Origin of the sequence: Bradyrhizobium sp. LLZ17 (genome assembly GCF_041200145.1) — a bacterium.
In the GTDB taxonomy this organism is placed as follows: Bacteria; Pseudomonadota; Alphaproteobacteria; order Rhizobiales; family Xanthobacteraceae; genus Bradyrhizobium.
Window position 1 is genome coordinate 4,874,987 of record NZ_CP165734.1, and the last position, 21,009, is coordinate 4,895,995.

Consider the following 21,009-nt stretch of genomic DNA (forward strand, 5'->3'; position numbering starts at 1 on the left):
CGCTCGGCTAGGTTGGTGACTGGTTGGCTTCGCGAGTGGACAGATCCAAGCGCCAATTCCTCGGCAATGTAGAAACGTAAGGTTCTTGACGAAATTCATACTGCGCCAGCAAAGAGCGAACAGTGCCTTCACATTCTTCCGGCACAACGATCTCTCTTATAAAGTCACGGAAAGGACGGCCGCCAACTTCAGCCAAGACCCAGAACCGACGCATCTTACTTTCATCAAGCCTTCCCATACGAGTACCAAGGAAGGATCTGATTGTTTCCTTGGATCCTGCGAACCGAGCAGCGTTTGAGTCAGCATAGTACTCATTCTCGCCGAGGCTAAACCAGCACATGCCTTTTCTCATATGGTGGATCAGGCGCCACTCTCTTTGATGAAAGAATGCCAGAGGTTCGCTGTCGATAGTAGAGTCGGCATTTTGATAAAGCGAGAGAAGCATGTTTAAGAAGTCAACGAGACTCCAGCCAGCCACTCGGTCAGTGTCGAAAAGATCGAAGATCTTCTTAGCATCGCGCGACGTGAGATCATTTAGTCGATTGACGACGGGCGCTTCATACTTGGGGACCATGCCGATCTCAGTAAGGCGTTCGTAACTTGGGACAGAAAGCTTCTTCAGATTTGCGCGAGCTTCAATGAAGCTTAGAACTTTAAGGACTGTCCTGATCTCATCGAGCCGATACACAATTTGTGAGCTTAGGCTTTCGCTTGGTCCAGTCGAGTTGGTGCGATAGTAGTAGACAGCTGGCAGTATGCCCATTTCCCGGGCTTCCAATGGATCCAAACCAATTGCAAACGGGCCGAACAGTTCTGCGTGTGAAAAGATTATGGATGAGCCCTGTGGGGCACCTTCGCTGGGTCTCAGCTCGATTTGTTGGGATAGCTCCGGCAGATCGAGCAGACTGAAACATGCGCGAGACTGGTAAATCTGATCTTGAGGAAGGCCGGCCGAGAGTAACGCTAGCTTCTCCTGCCGCTCGGAAGACGGGTCCGAGAACAAGGGAAACCGCTCAGGCATGCATAGAAGTCCGTGACACAATATCAGCGACAACACCTCTATGCCGCCCTCAAACGTCTCATTAGCTCGCGGAGCGTCAGATCGCTGGGTCGGAGGCCGTGGGAACGCGTGATATAGCTTCTTCATATGGAGGCATCCGACGGCTTAACTAATGTCCCTTGAGCCGTTGGTCGTAGTAATTGCAGGCACTCTTTAGAAACGCTTGGAATAAGTCGCTGCGTTGTGTTGCAAACTGTCGCATAACTGCAGCGTTCTGAAATAGAAGAACAGCCTGGTACTGTAGTCCGGATTGCCGTCGAGGGAATTGAAATATTTCGACGTCGCGTATGACTGCTTTCTCTCCTGCGCCTACGTCCCAGACGTAGCGGAGTGGCAATCCAGCAATGTCAATGAAGCGGCGGTCACCATCCTTCGTTAGATACGCCTTGTAGTCGATGTTGAAGTCGGCATTTACGTAGGTGCCCTCCTCCGAAGAATTAAGGTTTGGAAGGCCGGAGTTTATATTGTCGATAATTGCCTTCTTCAGTGCCGAGGGCAGAGAGCCTGTCTCCGTTCCGAGATCAACAGCGTCCAAAAGGCTTTCATACTTTGTGCCAGCGAATTCCTTTGCAACGTAACCGCCGCCCGTCTCCACTAAGCCATTCTCGGAGAAGTATTGCTCGTTCTCCCTGACGACCGGAATCGTGTAGATAGTGTATGCGCCGCGAGCAACAAACATCGCCAGCGGACAAACCATGGCGTCTTCAATCGGCAATTCATAGAGGGCATTTTTATAACCGAGTTTTACTGAGCCTCCATTCTCTTCGAATTGGAGATTTAGGTCACTGATTCCAATAGGGCTGTTGTCCTCAGTCAAGAACTTCAGACTACGCGCTCGCAGACTCACGCCGCCGCTATAAAGGTAATGAGGGCTGTGGAAAAAGGCGACCGCCACACCAGACCCCGTGTTCACGAACGATGACACGTCTGCGTTTCGCACAGCCGAGGAGGCAGAGATCAAGGAGAGAAGCGCAACGACGGAAAGAAGGAACGAAAGCTTCGGCCGAGCCATATGGGCCTCCGTCAGCAATCACATCAAGAATTAACGTCATCAGAAAAGGCTAAGAATATTGTTGCGCAACCCGAGGGTGTTTACAAGCCCGTTCTGCAACGGAATCAGCTTGCAGGGCCAGTGACACGGTGCGGGTGGTAGGTTCGGTTACTTCGCTGGTGGGCCGCCAACCGCCGGTTCTCCACTCCCATCCGGGCGATTGAAGCTCCTTCGAGGGTCGCCGGAGAGTCTGCGAGGATTGTCGCGATATCATCGTTCGTGGCTGGGGGCAATTTTGTCGGTCCCCGGCAACACGTGGAAAGCCGTGAGGACCCGCCGTCCGGTATCTCTTCCGGCCGAGCTGTTGTCGAAATTCGTGACGAGCTCGATTCTATCGGAGGCACCTGCCCAGAGTGCCCGCCCGAGCGTCAGTAAACGGTAGTATATCTGTCCCATACGGCAAATTGCAGAGTGATCGCCCCTTTGCAGCACATCATGGGGTTCTTAGAAGCGGTGCGATTTCAGACGCCTTCTTCTCAAGATAGGAACCATGGCAAGGCGAATAGCCGCCGGGCTCAACACCGACCCATCCCGCCGGCAGCAAGCACGTCAGCGGTCCTGATCCCGTCCCATACTGTCCGACAGAGTCGATCTCGACCTGAAGCTCTTGGACTTGATAGTTCTCCAGGCCAGTCTTGATTGCCAACTGCTTCAAGCCTGCTCGGTCATGTCATCGAGCTTGGATACGGCGGCTTCCTTGAGATTCAGGCGGTTGTTGAGCAGCCTTCCATTGAGTGCGCCCAACTGATCCGCGTAGAATCCGCTCGACACATTGGTGATGGCCAATGTGGCGACGAATTGCTTGATACGACGGGAACAGAAGACGAGTACGAACGGCAGGACAGCGGGAAGCATAGAGCCTCCGATTTCGCGCCCGAAATGGCGTCCCATTCCGGGTCCGTTGCCAAACTCAAGCCGTCATTCGCTCCAAGTATAGACCTGTTCTCCGCGGTTCGTGGAAACAACGACCTTGATCGGATCGCAGGATGGAAGAACCTTAATGGCTTGGCCGGTGCTGAGTTTCTGAGGGAAGGAAGCCAAAGCCAGACCTGAGCATTCCTGTTTGTTGTTAATGACTACGTTCGTGACTGTTATCTCCTGGTCTTCAAGAGACTTGATCTCGAGCGTCGAGTAGGCAGGCATCGGCGGATATTGCGAAGGAGGAAATCGCTCCCTCACCACGGCCAATTTGAGAGATCCAGCATACGGGAGCTTCGACACCATCCAGTTCAGCGGCTCGTCGAGCATCCCCAAACTGAACATGCCGACAGCCACGACAGCAGCAACAACCCAGATCCCCGCTGACCGGCCGCCCGAACTTCTATTGCTTCCGCCCATTCGCGGCGGGCTTGCGCTGGCCCCAGGCTGGGTAGGAGTAGCACGATCGGCGGCTATGCTCGGTCTTCCAGCAAGGCCAGCCAGGAGCCCTGAGACGAACGTTTCCCGGCCCGCAAGTGTTTCCGCATTTTCCGCCGATTCAGGCTGCGATCGCGGCAAGCCACATGAGGCGCAAAAGTTGGCTGCAGCCGGAACGACTGCCCCACACGCCATGCAGAATCTTTGTTCAGCCGCCATACCTTCCCCCTCTTCACAATTCGGCTTTAAAGCCGTGGGCCAATAAACCACAGCGCGATTGGCTAGGTCCATGGACCTACGCCAGCTTTTTGCAACGAATCTTCGTCGGCTACGCCACAGCCGCGGTATCTCGCAGGAGCAGCTGGCCAATGACGCGGGCATCGACCGGGCCTATGTCAGCCGGGTCGAGCGAGCTGTCACCTATGTTGGTCTCGAAATAATCGGCAAGCTCTCAGCGATTCTTGACGTGGAGCCTGCCGAGTTCTTTCAAAAACCAGCCAAGCGGGCTACCAAGCGACGCTCGACTGAGTGAGCAATCAGCCTTTGCCCGCTTTCTTGTCCTTCGCAGTCTTGAAGTTCGAGCGTACTGCGTTCGCGCATGCTGAGAGTGCGTCGTCCAAGCCGCCAGCGACCGCGAGCGTTTTGATCTGGTCCAGCTGCTCGACCAGATCATCCCACGCGGCGTTGCCGGTGCCGACAGCCTTGAGGGTGCTCTTCCCCTTCTCCAGTTCGAGCGGCTGTTTCCCATAACGCAGTTGGAAGAAAATTCCGCCGTTCACGTCCACCCAGAATTGCTCCCGCGAGATGCGCTTTCCCTCGCGAAAGAGCCCGATCTTCGTAATCTGCTGATCGATGCTGGACGTGAACTTGTTGCGGCGCTGAAGGACTGGAGTGTTGGCGGTCGGCTTCTGAACGGAAACCAGAGAGATCGTCGCTCGTGCCATGATGGGCTCCTCGTTGTTGATGGAGCCGTCGTCTTCTGAATTTGGCACTTGGGCAACGGGCAAGCCTACCTTTAGGCCAAACATCAGCAAATGCGTAATGGGCTCTTCTATTGCTGTTAGAACGAGAGGTTATTCGCGTTCAGGCAAGGAGATCCGCAGGCTAGCCCTGCTGGATATGTCGCATAGATCCCGGATTTATCGGCATGGGGGAGCTCTTACCTTTTGGCCGCTGTTGCATCGGTGTGCCCCGGGCTGTCTAGCGAGGTTACAGAGACGATTGACCGGAACTCTTCAAGGATCTCCGGATGGTTTTGGTCGAGATAGCGCTCCACCTTCTTGTTGCCGACCAGCTTGACGATGTATCCGCAAGCAATCACGAGATGCAGAACGTCTTCACCGTATGAGGATCCGACCGCCTTAAAGTCCTGTTGGAGCACACTCATTTCGCGTTCCATTCGGGCGATCTGCTCGGGCGTCATACCATCGATCTTTTTCATTCGTTCGGGCTTGGCCAAATCAATCTGTTTGGTCGCGGCCAAGAGAGCTCGCGCATAACCGACGGTGAAATTCGAGGCCGACAGCATCAATTCGGCGACCTCGACCTGACGCATCGGACCCATCCTGCGAAGCACATCAAAAGTCACTGGACTGACCATCTTATCCTTCAGCATCTCGATCACTTCCGAGCTTATTCCGTCGAGCATCGCTCGCCGCCGTTTGATATGACCGATATTGACATCCAGCGCCTTCGCAAGCTTCTCTTCCGACACGCCACGCGCGAGCGCACGCACGATCATGAAGTATTCCTGAATCGTCGCGAGATGGTTGACCCGCTTGTTGTAGGTGAACGTTTCATCATCATGAGCCAAAATGCAGCGGGCGCTCATTTCGCCTCGATCCAGGAGCGCCGCACGACGCCAATGACCATCCAGCAGTAGGTATTTCCCGTTCTCATCGGGTTGCCGTGAGACAACCAGGGGCTCGATCAATCCAACTTCAGCAATTGACTGGGCGACTCGCTTGTATCGTACAAGCTTCTTCGTCTCGTCCGAAACCTGTTTGAGCGGTAGAATTGATCCAATCGGAATGACGAGAATGTCTTCCTGAAAGGCGATCTTAACCTCGGGATTGTCCATCTTTAGCCTCCCGCGGCATGGAGCCGCTCGGCAATAGGGCGCGGAAGCGTGTGTAGCTCCTCCGTCTGCAACAATTTGACGAACAGAGCCTCTCCCATCAACATTCGCAAGGCATTGACGACGAACAGGAGGCGACCTTGAGCGAGGCCCGCCTTCTTGACGAGCAGCTGTTGTCTATCCGCTTCCTTTCTGAAAGCGCGCACAAGCGCACCCGACGTTACGCGTTTCGCCTGGTGCCGCGGACCTGTCGGGGTTTTCGCCTTCCCGAGCAAATTACGCTGTTCGATGATTTTGCGGATCGTAAGCACTTGATTGCCCGGAATAGTGTTGGCCTCATACGCCTCCGCGAGCGCTTTCTGAACATCGCCGTCTTTGGCTTTTGCGATCTCCATGGCGATGGTGTGAGGGATGAGCCCCTTGTCCACCGCCGCCAATAGCCGCTGCTCTCCATTGTCCAACAGGTAGCAGATCGCATAGACATACTCGGTGCTGAAATCGATCTTGGCGGCGATCTGGGCCATCGAATAGCCGCGCTTCTTGAGATTCCCAATCTCCGAGACGAGCTCCATGGTCGAATGGTGCCGCCGCGCGAGGTTCTCGACCAAGCTCATAACGAAGCAGTCCTCCTCGGAGGCTTCGATAACGATTGCCGGGATTTCTTTTTGGCCGAGAGCGATGAAGGCTTCCAATCGCCCCTGCCCACAGACCAGGTCATATCCATGACCATTACGACGACTGACGGTAATGGGCTTTTTGAGACCAAGATGAGCAATGCTTGTCACAAGCTCACCGAATATCCGCTTATTGCGAGACCGCGGATTGATAACCTTGATGTCGACAACGGGAACTTTGACGATTTCGGGAGCGGTTTCGTCGGTCATGCGGCAACCCCTAGCTCGTTTCGTGCGCTGAGGCCGAAAAACATATCGAGATCGTCGAAACGATACGCATCCAGATAAATTCCGTTTTCTTCAGCGAGCCGCATCCGATCCTTTGATATGTCAATACTCGGGAGAAGGTAATAATCGAGAATCTCGGCGTTCTGTCCGTCCATACGGATGGCAATTGTGATATCTGGGCGTAGGCTGGTATCGAGCCTCAGCTTCCAGCGTAGAAACCCAGCCTGAGTATGCAGGCAACGCGCAATGACAATCGAAGCCGTAAACTCGCCATTGATCGTCAAAATATCGGTCAATTCATCGAACTCGACGGTCCCGCCGCCTTCTCGTATCCCAGCCAGCGTTTTCTCAAGCACTTCCGGAAACATGGTCCGTAGCGCCCGGTTTGTCTCGATATATCGGTAATCGCGGCCAGGATCGTAACCGACCAGCTGATAGGCTCGAACGAGGCTTCCAAATCTCGTTCGATACACAGAGCTCGATGGCATCTCATCGACTTCGTCGATCACGAGGCCTGAAAGATGTCCCCTGTGTTTCAATAGTGTCGTCAGCAGCTCCAACATTTCCTCATCGGTTAGTTGCTTGCTGCGCTCGTCGATAATGCGTTTGGCGGCAAGGAAGAAGTCGCTATCGATCACTGCATCGAAGACGTGATCGGCGCGAATCCACATCTCCGGTGGGTTTATGACGCGCTTCTGTTTCAGCTTAAACGAAACCCGATTGTAGATATTGTTCCCAACGTATTTCTCGTTTGTGAGGATTTGGTGGATCGTTCCTCGCGTCCACGGGCGGCCGAACTCATTCGCGATGCCTTCAGCATTCAACATCGCTGCAATCTCGGCTTCTGTTTTGAGCTGAAGGACAAAGCAGCGGTATATGCGTTGCACGACACCGATTTCGTAGGGCGGACCAGGCTTCAAGATGACCCGATCGGTTTGCAGGCTCTTGTATTCGCCGCGCGAAAGATCGGCTTTTGGAGCGCGATGCTCATCTATCAACTGACGCCGAAGCCCGTAACCGGGGGAGCCGCCTTGCCTAAAGCCGAGACCGATTAGGCGGCATTGACCCGCGAAGACCTTGGCTGAGAGCTCCCGACTGTACTCGCCCGCCATCGCCCGTTTCATGCTCTTGATGATGGTGGACGACAGGCTACCGTCGTTTTCGAACTGCTCGGCGCAATACTGAACCCTGATGCCTGCCTCCTTGCAGGTGTACTCGTAGTAGGCGCTTTCGTCCGCGTCAGGAATCGCCCCCAGCGGCTCACATCGTAGACGACTAAGACGCTGTAGTCGGCCCGGCGTTTCCTAACGTCTTCAATAAGTTGCTTGAGAGCATCGCGCCCTTCGATGCGCAGTCCACTGCGTCCCGCATCCTCGTAAGTTCGAACAATCGTGAGATTGTGGCGTGCGGCATAGGCTGCAATCGCATCTTTCTGATTCTCGGTCGAATACTTTTGATGGTCTGTGGACATGCGGACGTATTGCGCGGCCCGTACCGGTCCTTTGGCTGGCTCTTCGACGTTTGCTTGTCTTTCGCGTCGCACGGAAGAACTACCTGGTCATCGATCAACCTAAATTCGGGTTGAGCGTCGGAGATAGCAAAGCGTACCCAAGGGAGGGCCGGAATGTCGCCTCCGAAAAAGGACCGAAAGATTCAGCCGATTCCGGTAAACTCTTATCCGCCCATGGTGAATGAGATCGGAAGCGCCGAATTTACCCGGACTATAGCGCAAGCTCTTCATAAAGAATTCGGCGATACCCACGCCGCCGTTAAGACGGTCGTGGCACTCACTAGAGCCAACGAGCGGGCAGTAAAGAATTGGTTTTCGGCCAAGAACGGTCCGACGGGCCGACATCTCGTAGATCTCGTTCGAACTTCAGACGAAGTTCTCGAGGCCGTACTGCGGATGTCTGGCCGAAGCGATCTGATCGTGGCCAAGAAGCTCGGAGAGTCCAAGCGGACTTTGCTCAAGATGCTGAGACTTATCGGTGAGCTTCAGAGCTAGGCTGTGTCTGGTGACCGAGCTTTCGATGTCGCAAGGCCGGAGACTACCGACCCTCTATGGCGATCAAGGACGCACTGGACGCGATCGACGACACGCGCCGAATTGTCCGCCCAAGCAAGCGTGACCGTTCGCGGTACTAACTCTTTGCGAACTCACCTGCTGACAAACCAAGACAGGCCATGGTTTCCGAGCCAAGACATCGCCGCCGTACAAGCGATCGAAATCAGGCCAGTCCAAAACCAAGGACGACCACGTGCGGCGCTAACGGAACGCAGATACAAGAACGCTCCGAGCAGCGCTCCATAGTTCCTCCTGAAGTCTCCATTGAGCTTGGCAATCTTCGATAGCTCTGAAGACGTGTCGTCAGTCATGGATGCTGGCTCCTAACGGCGGCTACCAGCACCGTATGAACCACTGTTTTGCCCGACGGCGCAAGAGGAATTTCGGTATTATAGAAGTTCCTTTGGTAGAACGAGTCTGATGGATCGCAGCCCCGATTAACTCACAGACCTTTATGGAAGATGCGCGCCGAACCGTTTCAGCAATCCGCTATTTCCACCCGACCATCACCTACATTCACCGCGACCGTCCTCGCACCCGCGTCGAGCAATGCTTTCAAGTCGTGAACCCAGGGTAACACGCAGCTAAAGTCGTCACCGCCAACGAGCTCGCGTGCATTTCTTCTCCACTCGCGATCTCGGAACGGATTGCAACCTCTTGCATAAGCCGCGAACGATCGAGGGCTTGCCTCGTTGAGTAGGTCGCGAGGTTGACCATTCGACATCAAGTAGACACCTTCATCACAGGCCAAGATAACTGCCGCCGCGGCGACAGGTTCGGTGAGAGCGCTGCCGGTCTCCGGATCATGGCCTATAGTCTTGCCGCCCTGCGCAGGGGAATCTAATGAGTGCTTGATCACGCGGCGCACATCGTCGGCTTCGAAGATCAACTGACTCATAGCGTCGTCTCCTCACTCTTGGACAGACAACTTAGCTTAGTACGAACAGCGGTGCGCTTAGCGCCGCCCTCAGATCGCGATTGGCGATCTCAATATCGAGCAAAGCTATTCGCAACGATGAGCGAAGGTACGATCGCTACATTAGAACGCCCAACCGGCCGAAAAATGCGTCACCAAGTAGGCCCAGTATTGAGCGCAAACTCAAGTCGCCGGCAACCGATATTGCTCCCATCCGCGCACAGCACATTGAGCTGCGGGCCTAAATATCTCCACGTGCAGATCAACACTGCATCCCATTCGCACCGAACGGAGATATCATGGCTCGCAAGCCACTACGCTGGCACCATCCAGCATCTAAATTGTCAAATCCCACAAATATCGAAGAGCGCCTTATCGGCAACTATCCATCACACCTTCGGGGGATGGCGATTAATCGATATGGTGGCAATAAACTTCAACATGAATGTGGATTACGAGGCGGGACGTACGGAGCAGCAGGACCAGCTCGTGTCTATACCGAAGAGCAACGCAAGCAATACGAGAACGACCTCCGTGAACGTGGAGAGCTCGTATGATCGATCAAGGAGCTACGAATGGCTCAAGCGACCAAGAAACTGAGGCTCCTACGGTATTAGCGCCAACAAGGTCTAAAATCCTCTCGCGCTTCCCTCCTGCCGCATCATTGGGTGCGCAGCGCTTGTCGAGGCACAAGAAATGTTTCGATAACGCCGTCCGTACCGACCTGATTGCATGGATCAGGCAGAATGACCCAGCCGATTTCGCCGATCTGATGGATCTACGACGCGCTTTGTACAGCCTTACCTCAAAGGGCAAGTATCGCATCCTGCTACTAGGTCTGACGACTACCGGAGAGCGGAAGATAAAGTTGGTCGGACCGAACGGTGCAGTCATGATCGTGAGCGAAAAGTCGCGTCACTACCTATTGAGGGTGCTGTGCCGACTCAGGAAGGCTCGTGGCTGGCCGCCAATCAGATACTGATGTCCGAGCCACTTACCGTTACCCGCGACATTCTAACGAGCTTGGTCAATGCTGTACAACTTGAAAATCCCGTGGCCGTAACTTTGACGATGAAGAAGCGTGCGGGAGCGCGGGCGGCAGACGATATCGTCGCCTCTGAAAACCTTCGGCTCTTTCGCGTGCGGCTGGAAACTAGGGTTCTGGGTCGTGCCGCGAAAAGGCATGGCAAGCGGCTACGAATGGTCTGCGTGATCGAAATGAGCGCAGACCACCGTCTCCACTATCACTGTATCTTTGAACGCCCCTACCACTGCTCTTTCGAGCGGTTCAGGGCGATCATTCGAGACCAATGGCCGAAGACTGATTTCGGCTATCACGAGGTAGACGTCCAGGACCGGTCCGATTCCGGGTGGACTGACTACCTCATCAAGCCGCGGCAGAAACGCTCGCTGCTTGATTCCATAGATTGGACCAACTGCCAACCTTGATTGCCGGGCGAAAGGCCCCTCTCAGGCAACCGATCATTCTGTGTTAAGCGGAAGGCGTCTCGTGTGGAGACGCTTTAATAGCTAACTGTACTCCAACGGAAGCAAAGCGGAGGACCGAAGGCGAAGTCTTTGAAGGCGATCTAACCAATGAAGGTAATCAAGTTGCTCATCGAGCTAATCATGACAGAAGGCCACTCCAGTTAATCGGAGTCGACATGGCCAAAAAATCAAAGAAGACAGTCAGACGGGAATACACCAAGGAAGACGTGAAGAAATTGCGGGCTCATTCGAAAGCAAAAACGCCTGTAGCCAAGATCGCCAAATTGACGAAGAGATCAGTTGGCCCCTTGCGCCAGAAGGCATTGAAGCTCGGCATCGGATTAGGCCATCAACGATAGTTAGCCAGCCGTCTGCAGCTCTGGCCGGTCAGCTCTTGGGTGGTGCAGGCCAGAGCTAGAAGGCAACATCGTTCGCCACTGATGACCAAGTCCGAACCCATTGCAGCTCACGTCGCCCCAAGCCACATTGCAACACAGAAACGAATCAACTCTGATATCGGCCAAATTGGAGGAGATATAATGCTCGTTCGGCTGATGGTTTATACGACGGTTATATTGGCTGTGAGCACTACGAATGCATCGGCATTTTCGATGAGCTTTCGATGGTGTGGTCTCAGCTCTCCAGTGTTCGCGTTGAGCGGTGTGCCGAAGGGGACAGCCACACTGCAATTCCACATGGTCGATCTTCAAGTCCCCAGCTACAATCATGGTGGGGGAACGGTGCCGTACAAGGGGCAGTCTACGGTAGCTTGTGGGGCGCTGAACAACTATTCGCCGCCAAGTCCGCCGAGTGGCAGCCACTCATATCAAATCACTGTCACCGCATTTGGGCCCAATAATTCAAATCTCGGCTCGGCGACCTTCACAAGGGAATTTCCCGAGAAGAAGTGATGGCGGAAGTTCTGCTCAGCATCAATGGCCCGCGTGAGCGCAGACCAATGAGTGTCAACGACCGCACGCCGATTGTAAGTTGAGTTTGCTCATCAAAGAGCCAATGCCATCTGTTCGACAGTCTTGTGACTCAGCTACCTTGGTGGAGGTGCCGTTACGAGAGGTGTTTCTCGATGGCTCGGGCTTCAACTTCTTCGCACTGGCTCGGGTGTCATTAGGATCGTGCCAGTGGCGAGGGATGAAGTCTGGAGCTTTAGCCTTGGTGACTTCCTTTGGGGCAGGCTGAGCCGGTGCCGGAGGCTCGGAGGGTGACGTGTAGGCGAGTGCAACCTGCTCCACCGTCGGCTGGACGTCCTGGATGCTGACCAGCGATAGCCGATCGGACTTAGTGCCTGCGACAGTAGGATAGACGACCGAAGGTGGCGGCACCGGAGCAGACTTGGACGTGGCGGCAGCAATAGCTCCGACTCCGCCTACGCAAACCAATCCAAGTACGACGACCTTGATCACAGCGATGCCCCACACCGAGGCTCCGAGCCTAGACGACATTTGGCCCGGATTAAGGCGACTGGATTGTTTGGTTAATGGTACGATGCACCGGAGCGACCACCAGCTTCGTTATCGCTGGATATTCGAGCTCCTCTATCACTGTTCCTCACCGCGTTTCGCGACGATCGGTCGAGACCAAACTATCACGAGGTGGACAGCTAGAACCGCCCCAATTTCAGTGAGACTGACTACCTTCCCTATAAATCGATAAGGTGGTTACCTTTTGGGCGATGGTTGTGGCCTCCTCTTCAGAACCGCTCCCATCAGCGCCAGGCGGTCTTCTGCGTGCTGCACGTCGTCAGCTGTGAAAAGCCTCCCGCTCTGGCCGAACTCGATAACTGCTTGCTCGATAGAATCACGAAGCAGGCTGTGATCGAACAGCACACGCAAGCCCTTCGGGAATCGGCCCAAATTCTGAGGCGTCGGTGCGATCAGTCGTTTGGCAGCCCCATATGCGCCCATCTCTCGGACGAGGCTGCGGAGGCCCAGGAATGGGTATCCGGTGATCCTCGCTGCCTCACAAATTCGTTGATGGACGACCGCTTCAAATTCGTCCTCGTCAGTCATATCAGGGCTCCTTGCAGTCAACGACGATCGCTATCTTTGCCGACCTTCCACGACGCTGCTCGACCGTCACGAGGCCGGCGCTGGCGAGATGTTTTATGGCTCTCGACTTCGCATCCTTGTCGATGCCAAGCGCCCCAAGCAGTTCTGCCGGGACGGTGGCACAAGAGCTTCTTGTAAGATCGCACCGGTGCCGGATGGCCAAGTAAAGCGCCAGTGATTGCCCAGGAAGCTGTGCGGCCCTGCAGATTGCAGCGAGCGGTATGGGCCCCTTCAAAAACCGTCCACGGAGGCGCTCAGCCCTCGCAAGCGCCAATGCTGTCGGTATCTCACGCTCACTCAGTTCGGCAGACATAAGGATACTCGGATTATAGGAAGCGGATTCGCGCCAGCGCGAAACGACCTTCGCTACCAAGCGATGCTGGGGAGGCGGCAGACTGCGTCGGGCCGGTCGATCAAGTTCACAACGCGATTCCACATGTCGAGGCCACGCTCGTCCATATAACGATCTGGATATCGGACGACCTTCGCATCAGTACGAATGTTGATACCCCCTGTTACAACGCGTCCGGCCATAGCCATCAGTTGGCGCATCCGTTCGACGTCGTGATCGAGCTGCTCGATCGGCGCTGCAATCAGGAATGCGTCATGGACAGGGGCGCAAACCGCGATTCCAGCCTCTGTAGCGGCTATAGCGGCAGCCCGCATCATCTCGGCCCCGTTCGCTTGCATCGGGAAGTTCATCAGCGAAGTCGGGCGATCGAGAGAGCCAATCGTGCGACGCCATCCGAAAAGCGACGTCATCTCATTGCTGAGCAGTGCGGACGTGACAGTGTCTTCGCTCCAGCGCCAATAGCGAGGGTACGCAATGCGGTGGCGTTGAATAAGCTCAGTAGCCTGGACAGGAGCAATGCCCGCCTGGTAGGCCATCCTCTCCGCTCCGAGACCATAGTTGAGCCCAAGCACGACGGTCTTGCAGACGTCGCGAACTCGGGTGTGAGATTCACGGGTGGCCCCAGCTGGCACAAACCCTGCCCGTTGGCCGAATGCGAGATAGGGGTCGCCGCTCTCGTAGGCGTCAATTAAACCGACGTCACCAGACAACCCCGCCGCAATGGCGATCTCTTGGGAAGAAAAGTCGACATAGGCCAACCCCCAACCTTCGGGCGGTCGGATAATGCCCCGTTGCCATGCGGCTAGGCCAAACGCGAAGCGTTTGGCCGAAGGCTGATTGCGGCCGGTCTTGGAGGCAAACGGGGCGAGGAGCGTGCGGTTGCGGCCGTCTGGACCGACCGGAAGGTCGGGCAAGTGCATGCTGGTCAGAGCCTGCCTGAGCTCGCGCAGCTGCTTCAGTACGGGCCAGACCAACGACTGCTCCTTGAAGGTTTCGTCGTCGAGTTTCAGAAAGCCAGCGTCGGTGCGCGGCCAGGGGATGCCATGAACGCGCAGAAACTCATCGAACCGACCGCGCTTAAACCTCAGGCCATCGTAAACGCCGTAGTCGGCATCGACGGTCTTGACCAGCTCCACGCGAGCGCGTCGCCAACCGTCGACAAAACTTTGGCGGAGTTCAGTATCGATCGGAATACCTGTGCGCTCCATCTTCGCTATCGCGGCCATGTATCGGCCCCGAAGCAGCGCACGAGGAAGGTCCAAGGTCGGGGACATGGCATTGAGAAGGATTGCGAGGGCATCCACGTCCGACTCGCAATAGGCAAGGATCTCGGCCTGCTCAGTTTCCGACCATGACGATTGGTATAGAACTTTATCCCGCATCGCGTCTTTCGCCGCGACGTCGATGCGCGCTAGACCTCGCCAGGCGAGGGCGCCCAGCAGACCGTTCCCCGCGGGCAGCTGCAGGCCGTTAGTCTGGACACGATGCTCAGGAAAGAGGTCAATTACGGATGAAGGCAGTCGCCAACCAAGTTCGAGCATGCAGCCCAACTCTGCGGAGGCGTAGAAAGCGACCATGGCGTCTGTCGGACCAACCGGGAACGGGCACTCGCGGAAATTTGCAATCTCGTTACGCCAGTACCGCCGCACTTCGCCAGACCGGTAATCCCGGACAACCATGCACACCACGTCGGGACGGCTGCCGTTCAGCGCACGAAATTCAAAATCGACCAGCGACACGCGAGCGAACGCGTCCAGCTGCCCAGCCAAGGTGGACATGATCGGTATCACTAATTTGTCGAGTAGGGGGGAGGACGGCGGGTTTGGCCGCCGCCCCTTAGTGTTTTAAATCCGGCCGAGGATCTTGTTGAACATCGGGTGGTCTTGGCTCGAGATCACACGGTTCCTAAACGCAAGGTCCAGAAGCTCGTTGAACGGCTCCGCCGGCCACTTGGGTTCCCCAAGCTGCCCCTCTGCCTCATAGATTCTGTATCCTGACAAAGCCATGTCGGCCTGAATGCGGATCCATTTGGTTTTTGCCAAGTGGGCCGCCGTCATAGCCGTGGTCTGCCAGCCACCTTGCGCGGTGGCATCGCTCGCGAGCTTGAGCGGGAAGATGCCAACCATCTTCTGCTTCGTGATGAACGGAACCAGCGTTGCGACCGAACGTCGGTCACCGCGCGCAGCAGCGGCAGCATCTTAGGAGCCACGAAATAATGCTCCCGCGTTTCGCGGTCCTCGTAGAGCACTGCCGTAAAGCAATTCTCATCGCCGGGGCGAACGCGAAAATATTCGTGCTTTTGCGGCTTCCGGACCGGAATGCGCGAGAGGATCTCGTTCGCGCCCTGAATCCCCATTTCCTCTTGGGAGAGCTTGAGCAGTTCAAGGTCGTCGAAGAAACCAGTTGCTCCAGAGCTGAGCTTAGGCTGTTCGATCGTGGCGGCAGTTTCGGTCGGCTTGTCTAGCGTGGACATTTAGCGACCTCCAGCACACTGAGGCGAGCAACCGCTTCGCCGGATACAGTATCCGACGCGGCCGAGCGTATCCAAAAGCAATTCCGGCTCGTGTCGATCGACGTACAAGGGCATCGATTTCCGGCGCATGTACCGGCAACTCGCTTCTGACGATCGCTTAAGCTCCCGCATCTTCTTGACGAGGTTCGATTGACCCTTGATCCTGCGCTCGGCATCCCGACCAGGGAAGATTCTAAACTGCATGCGTGTCTCCTGTTGCCTCAAAACTGCAGCTTCGATCTAGGTGGTCGAAGTGCAGTGCCTTGGAGCTAAGGGAGAAGTGACTGCTGAAAAAGTCGGGGGGGTTTTAGCAGTCGCAGACGTTGGTGGGGTATTGGAAACGCACTGTTTGCGATGGCTACAAATCTGCCACCCCAGTCATACGTCGAATCTCGTTCAATTGACCTTCAGTGTAATCGCGCTGGAAACGAGGCGATGAGAGTCGACGCTTGAATTCCAGTTTGGCGGAATAGTATCGTCGTGCAATTGTACTCGGCTTCATGTCTCCTAACGGCGCTTGCCGTGATCTTTTTTGTTCTTGTTGCGGTTTGAAATAACTTCGAACGCAGCCTTTTCTGTACTTGTTTTTCCCAACAAGGCTAATTCTTTTGTCACAGCGGCCACTTGCTCCAGCACGCGAAGCTTCTCGATATCCGGAATACCAGGATCGCCAGGGACAGGTGCTGAGGCAAGCAGAGCTTCAAGCAACAAATCGCGATGGGTAACATTTAACGGATCTAAACCAGCTCTTCGGAAAACGTAGGCTGCGTTGCGATCCTCTTCATTGTCGGGATCGAGATCCCAGCCTGTGTCCGTTCTTTCGCACGCGACATTGTTGCCGAAATCGTTGACGATCATTCGAAGGAGATCGACTACCTCTTCGAAAGTTAAGTGAACTGCTTCTGTCTCCGACATCTCGCTTCCTTCTGACATGGATCATTCGCCAATAGGAAGTGAAGTGATCCGTGCGAAGCCGCAATTCAAATCCACCATCCAAGTGGCCTACGCAAAACTAGCTGATCCGATAGGACATCAGTTTCAAGTCAGACTGGGAACGTAAACAAAAGGCCATCACTTAAAGATCAGCTGGCTAATTGATCAAAAATCAAAAGGACATAACTTAAGCAGATGATGCCCGCCGGCGGCCGCGATCTCCAGCGCTCGCTTGGCGCTCTCCTGGCCCTTGATGTCGCGCAAATCGAGCAGCGAGGCTGTGGCCTCATGTACCTTCGGCACCGGCCGCGACAGCACCTGCGTGCCCTTGAAGTGGTTGGCAATCTGGATCAGCGAGTGTGCGGCGATGATCTGGATGTCCGGGCTCGCCCACGCCGCCTCCGAGCCGCAGGCGGCCGGGCAGATCAATCCCTCCTCGCGCACATTGGCGCCGATCGCGGCGGGAAGGACGCCGGCGACCGGCGCGATCGAGCCGTCGAGGCCGAGCTCACCGAGCACCGTGAAACCGGTCAGCGCGTCCGGCGGGATCGCACCGATTGCCGCCATCAGCCCGAGCGCGATGGGCAGGTCGTAATGGCTGCCTTCCTTCGGGACGTCGGCCGGCGCGAGATTGACGATGATCCGCCGCGCCGGCAGCGCCAGCCCCGAGGCGATCAGCGCCGCGCGGACCCGCTCGCGCGCCTCCGACACCGCCTTGTCGGGCAGACCGACGATGGCAAAGGCCGGCAGGCCCGGGGCGACCTGCACCTGCACGTCGACCGCGCGGGCCTCAATCCCCTCAAAGGCGACGGTAGAAACCCGCTGAACCATGCTCAAACCAGCCTGCCCTCTCGCACAATCAAGGGTAGCAGAGCCCGATCCTGTCCGCAAGAACAATACGGGAACGGTTTGGCGGCCCGGCCAGCCCTAATCGATCGTAAACAAGGCGCCGACACTACGTCTCGAATGCGAGCGGCCGTGCTCAGCACATTCCAACGAATGTCCGCTACTCCTAGAGTTGCGGGATGGGCCGTGACCTAACGGGGTGAACAATTCAAATGCTTGCAAATCGCCGCAGAAGCGAACGACGGATGTGCACTCGGCTTGCCAAGATCCATCTTGGCGCCGGCTCCTTGCCGAGGGACTGCACGATCACGGACATCTCGGACGGGGGCGTGAAAGTGGTGGCGGAATTTCTCGAAGTGCCGCCGCAATTCACCATCATCTTCGCGCCTGATTATTCGCGCCAATGCCGGCTGCGCTGGCGGATCGGCTGCGAATTCGGCGCCGAATTCACCGATTAGACCCTGCCAACGCGTTTCCTTAACGGGAATTTAGCGTTAATCGGCAAAGCATCTCTGATCAGTCCGCCGGCGGTGATCAGAGTATGTCCAAGCGTTCGTGCCTTGCCTCTTCCCCGGCGAGATTGTTGCTTCCGGCCCTCCTGGTGCTCGTTCTCGGCGGTTGCCAGACCACGAGCCTGGAGGACGTGACCGGCGCGCTCGGCGGCAGGCCGGAGCCAGCGGCCAGGGCCGACGGGAGGCCGGACATGGACGCGCTGCGCGAGCGCTACCGCGCCAAGCCGAGCGATCCCAATATCGCCCTCGATTACGGCACGGCGCTGCGCGAGACCCGCCAGCGCGCCCAGGCGGTCGCGGTGCTCGAGCAGGCCGTGCTGGCCCATCCCAGCAACAAGGCGCTGCTCGCCGGCTACGGCCGCGCACTGGCCGACAATGGCAATTTCCAGCAGGCCTACGATGTGCTCAGCCGCGCGCATACGCCTGAAGATCCCGACTGGCATATCCTGTCGGCGCAAGGCGCGGCGCTCGACCAGCTCGGCCGCAACGAGGAAGCGCAGCAATATTATGCGACCGCGCTGAAGATCGTGCCGGACGAGCCGTCGGTGCTGTCCAATCTCGGCCTGTCCTATATGCTCCAGAACAATCTGCCGAGGGCCGAGGAGACCATGCGCCGCGCTTACGGGCGTAACGCTGCCGATCCCCGCGTGCGCGCCAATCTCGCGCTGGTGCTGGGACTGGAAGGAAAGCAGGCCGAGGCCGAGACCATCGTGAAGGCCGATCTGCCGCCGGATCAGGCGGCAGCAAAGGTCGCGACGCTACGGCAGCTGCTGAGCAAGAAGCAGCAACAGCGGGCGGAGAAGTAGCGCGCCGGAGCTCAGATCCCGGGTTTGACGTTGGCGCTTACGACGCCTTGCGATGCGGAGCGGATCCGCGTCCCGATTTGCCCTTCAGCTTCTTCAGGAGCGGTCCGAGCAGCGACCGCTTCGGCTTCTTCACCTCGCCGCGCCCGGCGAGGCGGTTCGCGATGTTCTGGAACAGCTCGGTGGTGCGGTGGCTCTTGGAGACCTCCGCGATCATCTGGCCGTTATTGGCAGCGGTCGAGAACAGCTTCGAATCGAACGGGATCACCGCGATCGGCTGGCTCTCCATGGTCTTGGCGAACGACTTGACGTCGATCTCCGCCCGCTTGTGCATGCCGACCTGGTTGATGCAGTACAGCGGCGGCCGGTCGTTCGGCCGCGCCGCCTTCAGCACGGTCAGCATGTTCTTGGTGTTGCGCAGGTTGGCGAGATCGGGTTCGGCCACGATCACGATGTCGTCGGCGTTGACCAGCGCGCGCCGCGTCCAGCCCGACCATTGATGGGGCACGTCGAGCACGATGCAGGGCGTGGTCATGCGCAGCGTGTCGAACACCGCGTCGAAGGCTTCGGCGCCAAAATCATAGACACGGTCGAGTGCCGCGGGCGCCGCCAGCAGGCTGAGGCGCTCGGTGCATTTGGCGAGCAGGCGCTCCATCAGCGCCGTGTCCGGCCGGTCCTGCGACAGCACCGCGTTGGCGATGCCCTGCACCGGGTCCTGGTTGTAGTCGAGGCTCGCGGTGCCGAAGGCGAGATCGAGATCGATCACCACGGAATCGAGCGCCAGATCGCGCGCGATAGTCCAGGCCACGTTGTGGGCGACGGTGGACGCGCCGACGCCGCCCTTGGCGCCGACCACGGCGATGACGCGGCCGGTGATGATGGTTTCCGAGGCCGAGAACAGGCTACAGATCGAGCGCACCACATCGATGGTCTCGACCGGGCCGATCACGTAATCATTGACGCCGCGGCGCACCAGCTCGCGGTACGGCGCCGTGTCGCCGGGATTGCCGATCACGACCACGCGCGTGCCGGGATCGCAGACGCCGGCGAGATCGTCGAGGCCCTCGAGAATGTCGCGCGTGCCGTCGGATTCGATCACGATCACGTTCGGCGTCGGCATCGTCTCGTAGACTTCGATCGCCGCGGCCAGGCCGCCGTCCTTGGCGGTGAGATGCGCCTTGGCGAGACGGCGGTCCAGGCCGGCCGCGGTCACCGCCGCGAGCGTCTGCTCGGTCTCGCAAAACGCCTGCACCGAGATGCGAGGGACCGGCGCAATGTGTTCCTCGGGGTGCTGCGGATCGTCCGCTTCCTGGTCGTGGGCGCTCGTCATTTGCCTGTGTCGCTGAGTTTGGCTTTGTCAGCCTCGGGATAAGTGGTCGAGGTCGCGGCGCCCTTGCGATAGCGGTCGAAGGCGATATCGCGCCGTGCGGTATAGGCCGGCGTTTCGGCGCGCGGCTGCTCGAGGTCGGCGGGGTTGTCGATCATCGCCGCGAGATTGCGCTGGGTGGCGCAACCAAGATTGAAATAGGGCCGGTTCTCGTTGTAGCCGGGGTCGAGGATGGATGGGCCCATGTCCTCGGGCCACAATCCGCACGGCCCGGCGACCGCGGCGATCCTGGAATAGCTCAGCCGGATGGTCGGCAGCAGCGCGGGATCCTCGGGCCGATAGGTATGCTCGACGATGGCGCGCGACGGCACGCCGCCGGCGCCGAGCACGGCACGGATTTCGTGATAGGTCGCCGCTGCGGCGCGCGAATTCGCGGTGTCGACCGGCACGTCGACGACGACCGAGCCGGTGCCTTCGCGCACCCAGTCCCCGGCAATGCCTGCGACGTCCGCGTGCTGCGCCGCCGAGAGGCCGCCGCGCGCCTTGCCGACGAAAATCACGATCGAGCGCTTGGCTTCCTGCACCGCGATCGGGTGGCGCTGGCGATAATCGGTCGGCACCGTCTGGGTGGTGACGACGTCACCGGTGGTGTTGCACGCACCGAGCATGACGGAGAGCCCCGTCAGTGCAAGCGCGATGCGCAAATTGCGACGTCGATCGTCTATCTTCGTCATCGCTTCATC

At 57.3% G+C, this 21,009-nt stretch carries 26 protein-coding genes and 1 pseudogene; 7 read left to right on the forward strand and 20 right to left on the reverse strand.

From position 1 onward, the window contains the following. Positions 1–7: 7 nt before the first annotated feature. The 4 genes from AB8Z38_RS23525 to AB8Z38_RS23540 all read right to left on the reverse strand — a co-directional run bounded on the left by AB8Z38_RS23525 (position 8) and on the right by AB8Z38_RS23540 (position 3,386). Positions 8–1,021 carry a hypothetical protein gene (locus AB8Z38_RS23525; protein ID WP_369720166.1) on the reverse strand — a complete coding sequence of 338 codons (1,014 nt, stop codon included), beginning with the start codon at positions 1,019–1,021 and terminating at the stop codon, positions 8–10. A gap of 148 nt (positions 1,022–1,169) precedes the next feature. After that, a complete protein-coding gene (locus tag AB8Z38_RS23530; RefSeq protein WP_369720167.1) occupies positions 1,170–2,072 on the reverse strand; it encodes a hypothetical protein in 903 nt (300 codons plus the stop codon). A gap of 690 nt (positions 2,073–2,762) precedes the next feature. Next, a complete protein-coding gene (locus AB8Z38_RS23535) occupies positions 2,763–2,966 on the reverse strand; it encodes a hypothetical protein (RefSeq protein ID WP_369720168.1) in 204 nt (67 codons plus the stop codon). A gap of 63 nt (positions 2,967–3,029) precedes the next feature. After that, positions 3,030–3,386, reverse strand: coding sequence for a hypothetical protein (locus AB8Z38_RS23540; protein ID WP_369720169.1), 357 nt, complete (start codon positions 3,384–3,386; stop codon positions 3,030–3,032). 370 nt (positions 3,387–3,756) lie between these two features. Here AB8Z38_RS23540 and AB8Z38_RS23545 point away from each other — a divergent pair, with 370 nt between their 5' ends. Next, positions 3,757–3,999 (forward strand): helix-turn-helix domain-containing protein, encoded by a 243-nt coding sequence (locus tag AB8Z38_RS23545; protein WP_369720170.1) that lies wholly within the window; start codon positions 3,757–3,759, stop codon positions 3,997–3,999. 4 nt (positions 4,000–4,003) lie between these two features. Here the strand turns inward: AB8Z38_RS23545 and AB8Z38_RS23550 are convergent, their stop codons facing one another. The 5 genes from AB8Z38_RS23550 to AB8Z38_RS23570 form a co-directional block, all read right to left on the reverse strand. Then, positions 4,004–4,411 carry a hypothetical protein gene (locus AB8Z38_RS23550; RefSeq protein ID WP_369720171.1) on the reverse strand — a complete coding sequence of 136 codons (408 nt, stop codon included), beginning with the start codon at positions 4,409–4,411 and terminating at the stop codon, positions 4,004–4,006. A gap of 215 nt (positions 4,412–4,626) precedes the next feature. After that, positions 4,627–5,547 (reverse strand): plasmid partitioning protein RepB C-terminal domain-containing protein, encoded by a 921-nt coding sequence (locus AB8Z38_RS23555; protein WP_369720172.1) that lies wholly within the window; start codon positions 5,545–5,547, stop codon positions 4,627–4,629. Between the two features lie 2 nt (positions 5,548–5,549). Next, positions 5,550–6,428: a plasmid partitioning protein RepB C-terminal domain-containing protein gene (locus AB8Z38_RS23560; protein WP_369720173.1), complete on the reverse strand. Its 879-nt coding sequence runs from the start codon at positions 6,426–6,428 to the stop codon at positions 5,550–5,552. Beyond that, the gene (locus tag AB8Z38_RS23565; protein WP_369720174.1) at positions 6,425–7,570 is read right to left on the reverse strand and encodes a recombinase family protein; all 1,146 of its coding nucleotides are present in this window, start codon (positions 7,568–7,570) and stop codon (positions 6,425–6,427) included. Before AB8Z38_RS23565 ends, AB8Z38_RS23560 begins: the two co-directional genes overlap by 4 nt. Then, entirely contained in the window at positions 7,567–7,917 is a 351-nt protein-coding gene (locus AB8Z38_RS23570; RefSeq protein ID WP_369720175.1) for a recombinase family protein, read from the reverse strand. Before AB8Z38_RS23570 ends, AB8Z38_RS23565 begins: the two co-directional genes overlap by 4 nt. A 153-nt stretch (positions 7,918–8,070) precedes the next feature. Between AB8Z38_RS23570 and AB8Z38_RS23575 the strand changes: the two genes are divergently transcribed. Next, positions 8,071–8,451: a hypothetical protein gene (locus AB8Z38_RS23575; protein WP_369720176.1), complete on the forward strand. Its 381-nt coding sequence runs from the start codon at positions 8,071–8,073 to the stop codon at positions 8,449–8,451. A 152-nt stretch (positions 8,452–8,603) separates the two neighbouring features. Here the strand turns inward: AB8Z38_RS23575 and AB8Z38_RS23580 are convergent, their stop codons facing one another. Both AB8Z38_RS23580 and AB8Z38_RS23585 read right to left on the reverse strand, forming a co-directional pair. Then, entirely contained in the window at positions 8,604–8,822 is a 219-nt protein-coding gene (locus AB8Z38_RS23580) for a hypothetical protein (protein ID WP_369720177.1), read from the reverse strand. 167 nt (positions 8,823–8,989) lie between these two features. Beyond that, positions 8,990–9,409, reverse strand: coding sequence for a DUF3085 domain-containing protein (locus AB8Z38_RS23585; RefSeq protein ID WP_369720178.1), 420 nt, complete (start codon positions 9,407–9,409; stop codon positions 8,990–8,992). A gap of 954 nt (positions 9,410–10,363) precedes the next feature. Between AB8Z38_RS23585 and AB8Z38_RS23590 the strand changes: the two genes are divergently transcribed. The 3 genes from AB8Z38_RS23590 (at position 10,364) to AB8Z38_RS23600 (ending at position 11,826) form a co-directional block, all read left to right on the forward strand. Next, positions 10,364–10,876, forward strand: coding sequence for a hypothetical protein (locus AB8Z38_RS23590; protein ID WP_369720179.1), 513 nt, complete (start codon positions 10,364–10,366; stop codon positions 10,874–10,876). A gap of 215 nt (positions 10,877–11,091) precedes the next feature. Then, positions 11,092–11,274, forward strand: coding sequence for a hypothetical protein (locus AB8Z38_RS23595; protein ID WP_369720180.1), 183 nt, complete (start codon positions 11,092–11,094; stop codon positions 11,272–11,274). A gap of 81 nt (positions 11,275–11,355) precedes the next feature. Beyond that, positions 11,356–11,826 (forward strand): hypothetical protein, encoded by a 471-nt coding sequence (locus AB8Z38_RS23600; protein ID WP_369720181.1) that lies wholly within the window; start codon positions 11,356–11,358, stop codon positions 11,824–11,826. Positions 11,827–12,591: 765 nt separating this feature from the next. On the opposite strand, the gene AB8Z38_RS23605 is transcribed toward AB8Z38_RS23600, so the two are convergent. The 7 genes and pseudogenes from AB8Z38_RS23605 to AB8Z38_RS23635 form a co-directional block, all read right to left on the reverse strand. Further along, positions 12,592–12,942, reverse strand: coding sequence for a hypothetical protein (locus tag AB8Z38_RS23605; RefSeq protein ID WP_369720182.1), 351 nt, complete (start codon positions 12,940–12,942; stop codon positions 12,592–12,594). 1 nt (position 12,943) lies between these two features. Then, on the reverse strand, positions 12,944–13,294 hold the full coding sequence (locus AB8Z38_RS23610) for a hypothetical protein (protein WP_369720183.1): 351 nt from the start codon (positions 13,292–13,294) through the stop codon (positions 12,944–12,946). Between the two features lie 53 nt (positions 13,295–13,347). Continuing rightward, positions 13,348–15,111: a DNA polymerase gene (locus AB8Z38_RS23615; protein WP_369720184.1), complete on the reverse strand. Its 1,764-nt coding sequence runs from the start codon at positions 15,109–15,111 to the stop codon at positions 13,348–13,350. Positions 15,112–15,177: 66 nt separating this feature from the next. Further along, entirely contained in the window at positions 15,178–15,390 is a 213-nt protein-coding gene (locus AB8Z38_RS23620; RefSeq protein WP_369720185.1) for a hypothetical protein, read from the reverse strand. Then, positions 15,387–15,806 carry a hypothetical protein gene (locus tag AB8Z38_RS23625; RefSeq protein WP_369720186.1) on the reverse strand — a complete coding sequence of 140 codons (420 nt, stop codon included), beginning with the start codon at positions 15,804–15,806 and terminating at the stop codon, positions 15,387–15,389. The genes AB8Z38_RS23620 and AB8Z38_RS23625 overlap by 4 nt, the downstream gene beginning before the upstream one ends. Before the next feature lie 546 nt (positions 15,807–16,352). After that, positions 16,353–16,760, reverse strand: coding sequence for a hypothetical protein (locus AB8Z38_RS23630; protein ID WP_369720187.1), 408 nt, complete (start codon positions 16,758–16,760; stop codon positions 16,353–16,355). Between the two features lie 201 nt (positions 16,761–16,961). Then, positions 16,962–17,609, reverse strand: a pseudogene (locus AB8Z38_RS23635) (magnesium chelatase domain-containing protein); the annotation flags it as partial. A gap of 227 nt (positions 17,610–17,836) precedes the next feature. On the opposite strand from AB8Z38_RS23635, the gene AB8Z38_RS23640 reads away from it, so the two are divergent. Both AB8Z38_RS23640 and AB8Z38_RS23645 read left to right on the forward strand, forming a co-directional pair. Next, entirely contained in the window at positions 17,837–18,082 is a 246-nt protein-coding gene (locus AB8Z38_RS23640) for a PilZ domain-containing protein (protein ID WP_369720188.1), read from the forward strand. 83 nt (positions 18,083–18,165) lie between these two features. Beyond that, positions 18,166–18,942, forward strand: coding sequence for a tetratricopeptide repeat protein (locus AB8Z38_RS23645; protein ID WP_369720189.1), 777 nt, complete (start codon positions 18,166–18,168; stop codon positions 18,940–18,942). Between the two features lie 37 nt (positions 18,943–18,979). Here AB8Z38_RS23645 and AB8Z38_RS23650 read toward each other — a convergent pair whose 3' ends face one another. Both AB8Z38_RS23650 and AB8Z38_RS23655 read right to left on the reverse strand, forming a co-directional pair. Beyond that, entirely contained in the window at positions 18,980–20,269 is a 1,290-nt protein-coding gene (locus AB8Z38_RS23650; protein WP_369720190.1) for a CpaE family protein, read from the reverse strand. Next, complete coding sequence (locus tag AB8Z38_RS23655) at positions 20,266–21,000, reverse strand: CpaD family pilus assembly protein (protein WP_369720191.1); 735 nt, start codon at positions 20,998–21,000, stop codon at positions 20,266–20,268. The genes AB8Z38_RS23650 and AB8Z38_RS23655 overlap by 4 nt, the downstream gene beginning before the upstream one ends. Positions 21,001–21,009 lie beyond the last annotated feature (9 nt).

Bases quoted from the DNA above. Each gene is read 5' to 3' on its own strand.
- AB8Z38_RS23630 (WP_369720187.1), bottom strand. From the start codon at position 16,760: ATGTCGGAGACAGAAGCAGTTCACTTAACTTTCGAAGAGGTAGTCGAT.
- AB8Z38_RS23565 (WP_369720174.1), bottom strand. From the start codon at position 7,570: ATGAAACGGGCGATGGCGGGCGAGTACAGTCGGGAGCTCTCAGCCAAG.
- AB8Z38_RS23595 (WP_369720180.1), top strand. From the start codon at position 11,092: ATGGCCAAAAAATCAAAGAAGACAGTCAGACGGGAATACACCAAGGAA.
- AB8Z38_RS23620 (WP_369720185.1), bottom strand. From the start codon at position 15,390: ATGACGGCGGCCCACTTGGCAAAAACCAAATGGATCCGCATTCAGGCC.
- AB8Z38_RS23550 (WP_369720171.1), bottom strand. From the start codon at position 4,411: ATGGCACGAGCGACGATCTCTCTGGTTTCCGTTCAGAAGCCGACCGCC.
- AB8Z38_RS23615 (WP_369720184.1), bottom strand. From the start codon at position 15,111: ATGTCCACCTTGGCTGGGCAGCTGGACGCGTTCGCTCGCGTGTCGCTG.
- AB8Z38_RS23530 (WP_369720167.1), bottom strand. From the start codon at position 2,072: ATGGCTCGGCCGAAGCTTTCGTTCCTTCTTTCCGTCGTTGCGCTTCTC.
- AB8Z38_RS23575 (WP_369720176.1), top strand. From the start codon at position 8,071: ATGTCGCCTCCGAAAAAGGACCGAAAGATTCAGCCGATTCCGGTAAAC.
- AB8Z38_RS23585 (WP_369720178.1), bottom strand. From the start codon at position 9,409: ATGAGTCAGTTGATCTTCGAAGCCGACGATGTGCGCCGCGTGATCAAG.
- AB8Z38_RS23645 (WP_369720189.1), top strand. From the start codon at position 18,166: ATGTCCAAGCGTTCGTGCCTTGCCTCTTCCCCGGCGAGATTGTTGCTT.
- AB8Z38_RS23545 (WP_369720170.1), top strand. From the start codon at position 3,757: ATGGACCTACGCCAGCTTTTTGCAACGAATCTTCGTCGGCTACGCCAC.
- AB8Z38_RS23560 (WP_369720173.1), bottom strand. From the start codon at position 6,428: ATGACCGACGAAACCGCTCCCGAAATCGTCAAAGTTCCCGTTGTCGAC.
- AB8Z38_RS23555 (WP_369720172.1), bottom strand. From the start codon at position 5,547: ATGGACAATCCCGAGGTTAAGATCGCCTTTCAGGAAGACATTCTCGTC.
- AB8Z38_RS23570 (WP_369720175.1), bottom strand. From the start codon at position 7,917: ATGTCCACAGACCATCAAAAGTATTCGACCGAGAATCAGAAAGATGCG.
- AB8Z38_RS23640 (WP_369720188.1), top strand. From the start codon at position 17,837: ATGCTTGCAAATCGCCGCAGAAGCGAACGACGGATGTGCACTCGGCTT.
- AB8Z38_RS23610 (WP_369720183.1), bottom strand. From the start codon at position 13,294: ATGTCTGCCGAACTGAGTGAGCGTGAGATACCGACAGCATTGGCGCTT.
- AB8Z38_RS23535 (WP_369720168.1), bottom strand. From the start codon at position 2,966: ATGCTTCCCGCTGTCCTGCCGTTCGTACTCGTCTTCTGTTCCCGTCGT.
- AB8Z38_RS23580 (WP_369720177.1), bottom strand. From the start codon at position 8,822: ATGACTGACGACACGTCTTCAGAGCTATCGAAGATTGCCAAGCTCAAT.
- AB8Z38_RS23525 (WP_369720166.1), bottom strand. From the start codon at position 1,021: ATGCCTGAGCGGTTTCCCTTGTTCTCGGACCCGTCTTCCGAGCGGCAG.
- AB8Z38_RS23650 (WP_369720190.1), bottom strand. From the start codon at position 20,269: ATGACGAGCGCCCACGACCAGGAAGCGGACGATCCGCAGCACCCCGAG.
- AB8Z38_RS23655 (WP_369720191.1), bottom strand. From the start codon at position 21,000: ATGACGAAGATAGACGATCGACGTCGCAATTTGCGCATCGCGCTTGCA.
- AB8Z38_RS23625 (WP_369720186.1), bottom strand. From the start codon at position 15,806: ATGTCCACGCTAGACAAGCCGACCGAAACTGCCGCCACGATCGAACAG.
- AB8Z38_RS23605 (WP_369720182.1), bottom strand. From the start codon at position 12,942: ATGACTGACGAGGACGAATTTGAAGCGGTCGTCCATCAACGAATTTGT.
- AB8Z38_RS23600 (WP_369720181.1), top strand. From the start codon at position 11,356: ATGACCAAGTCCGAACCCATTGCAGCTCACGTCGCCCCAAGCCACATT.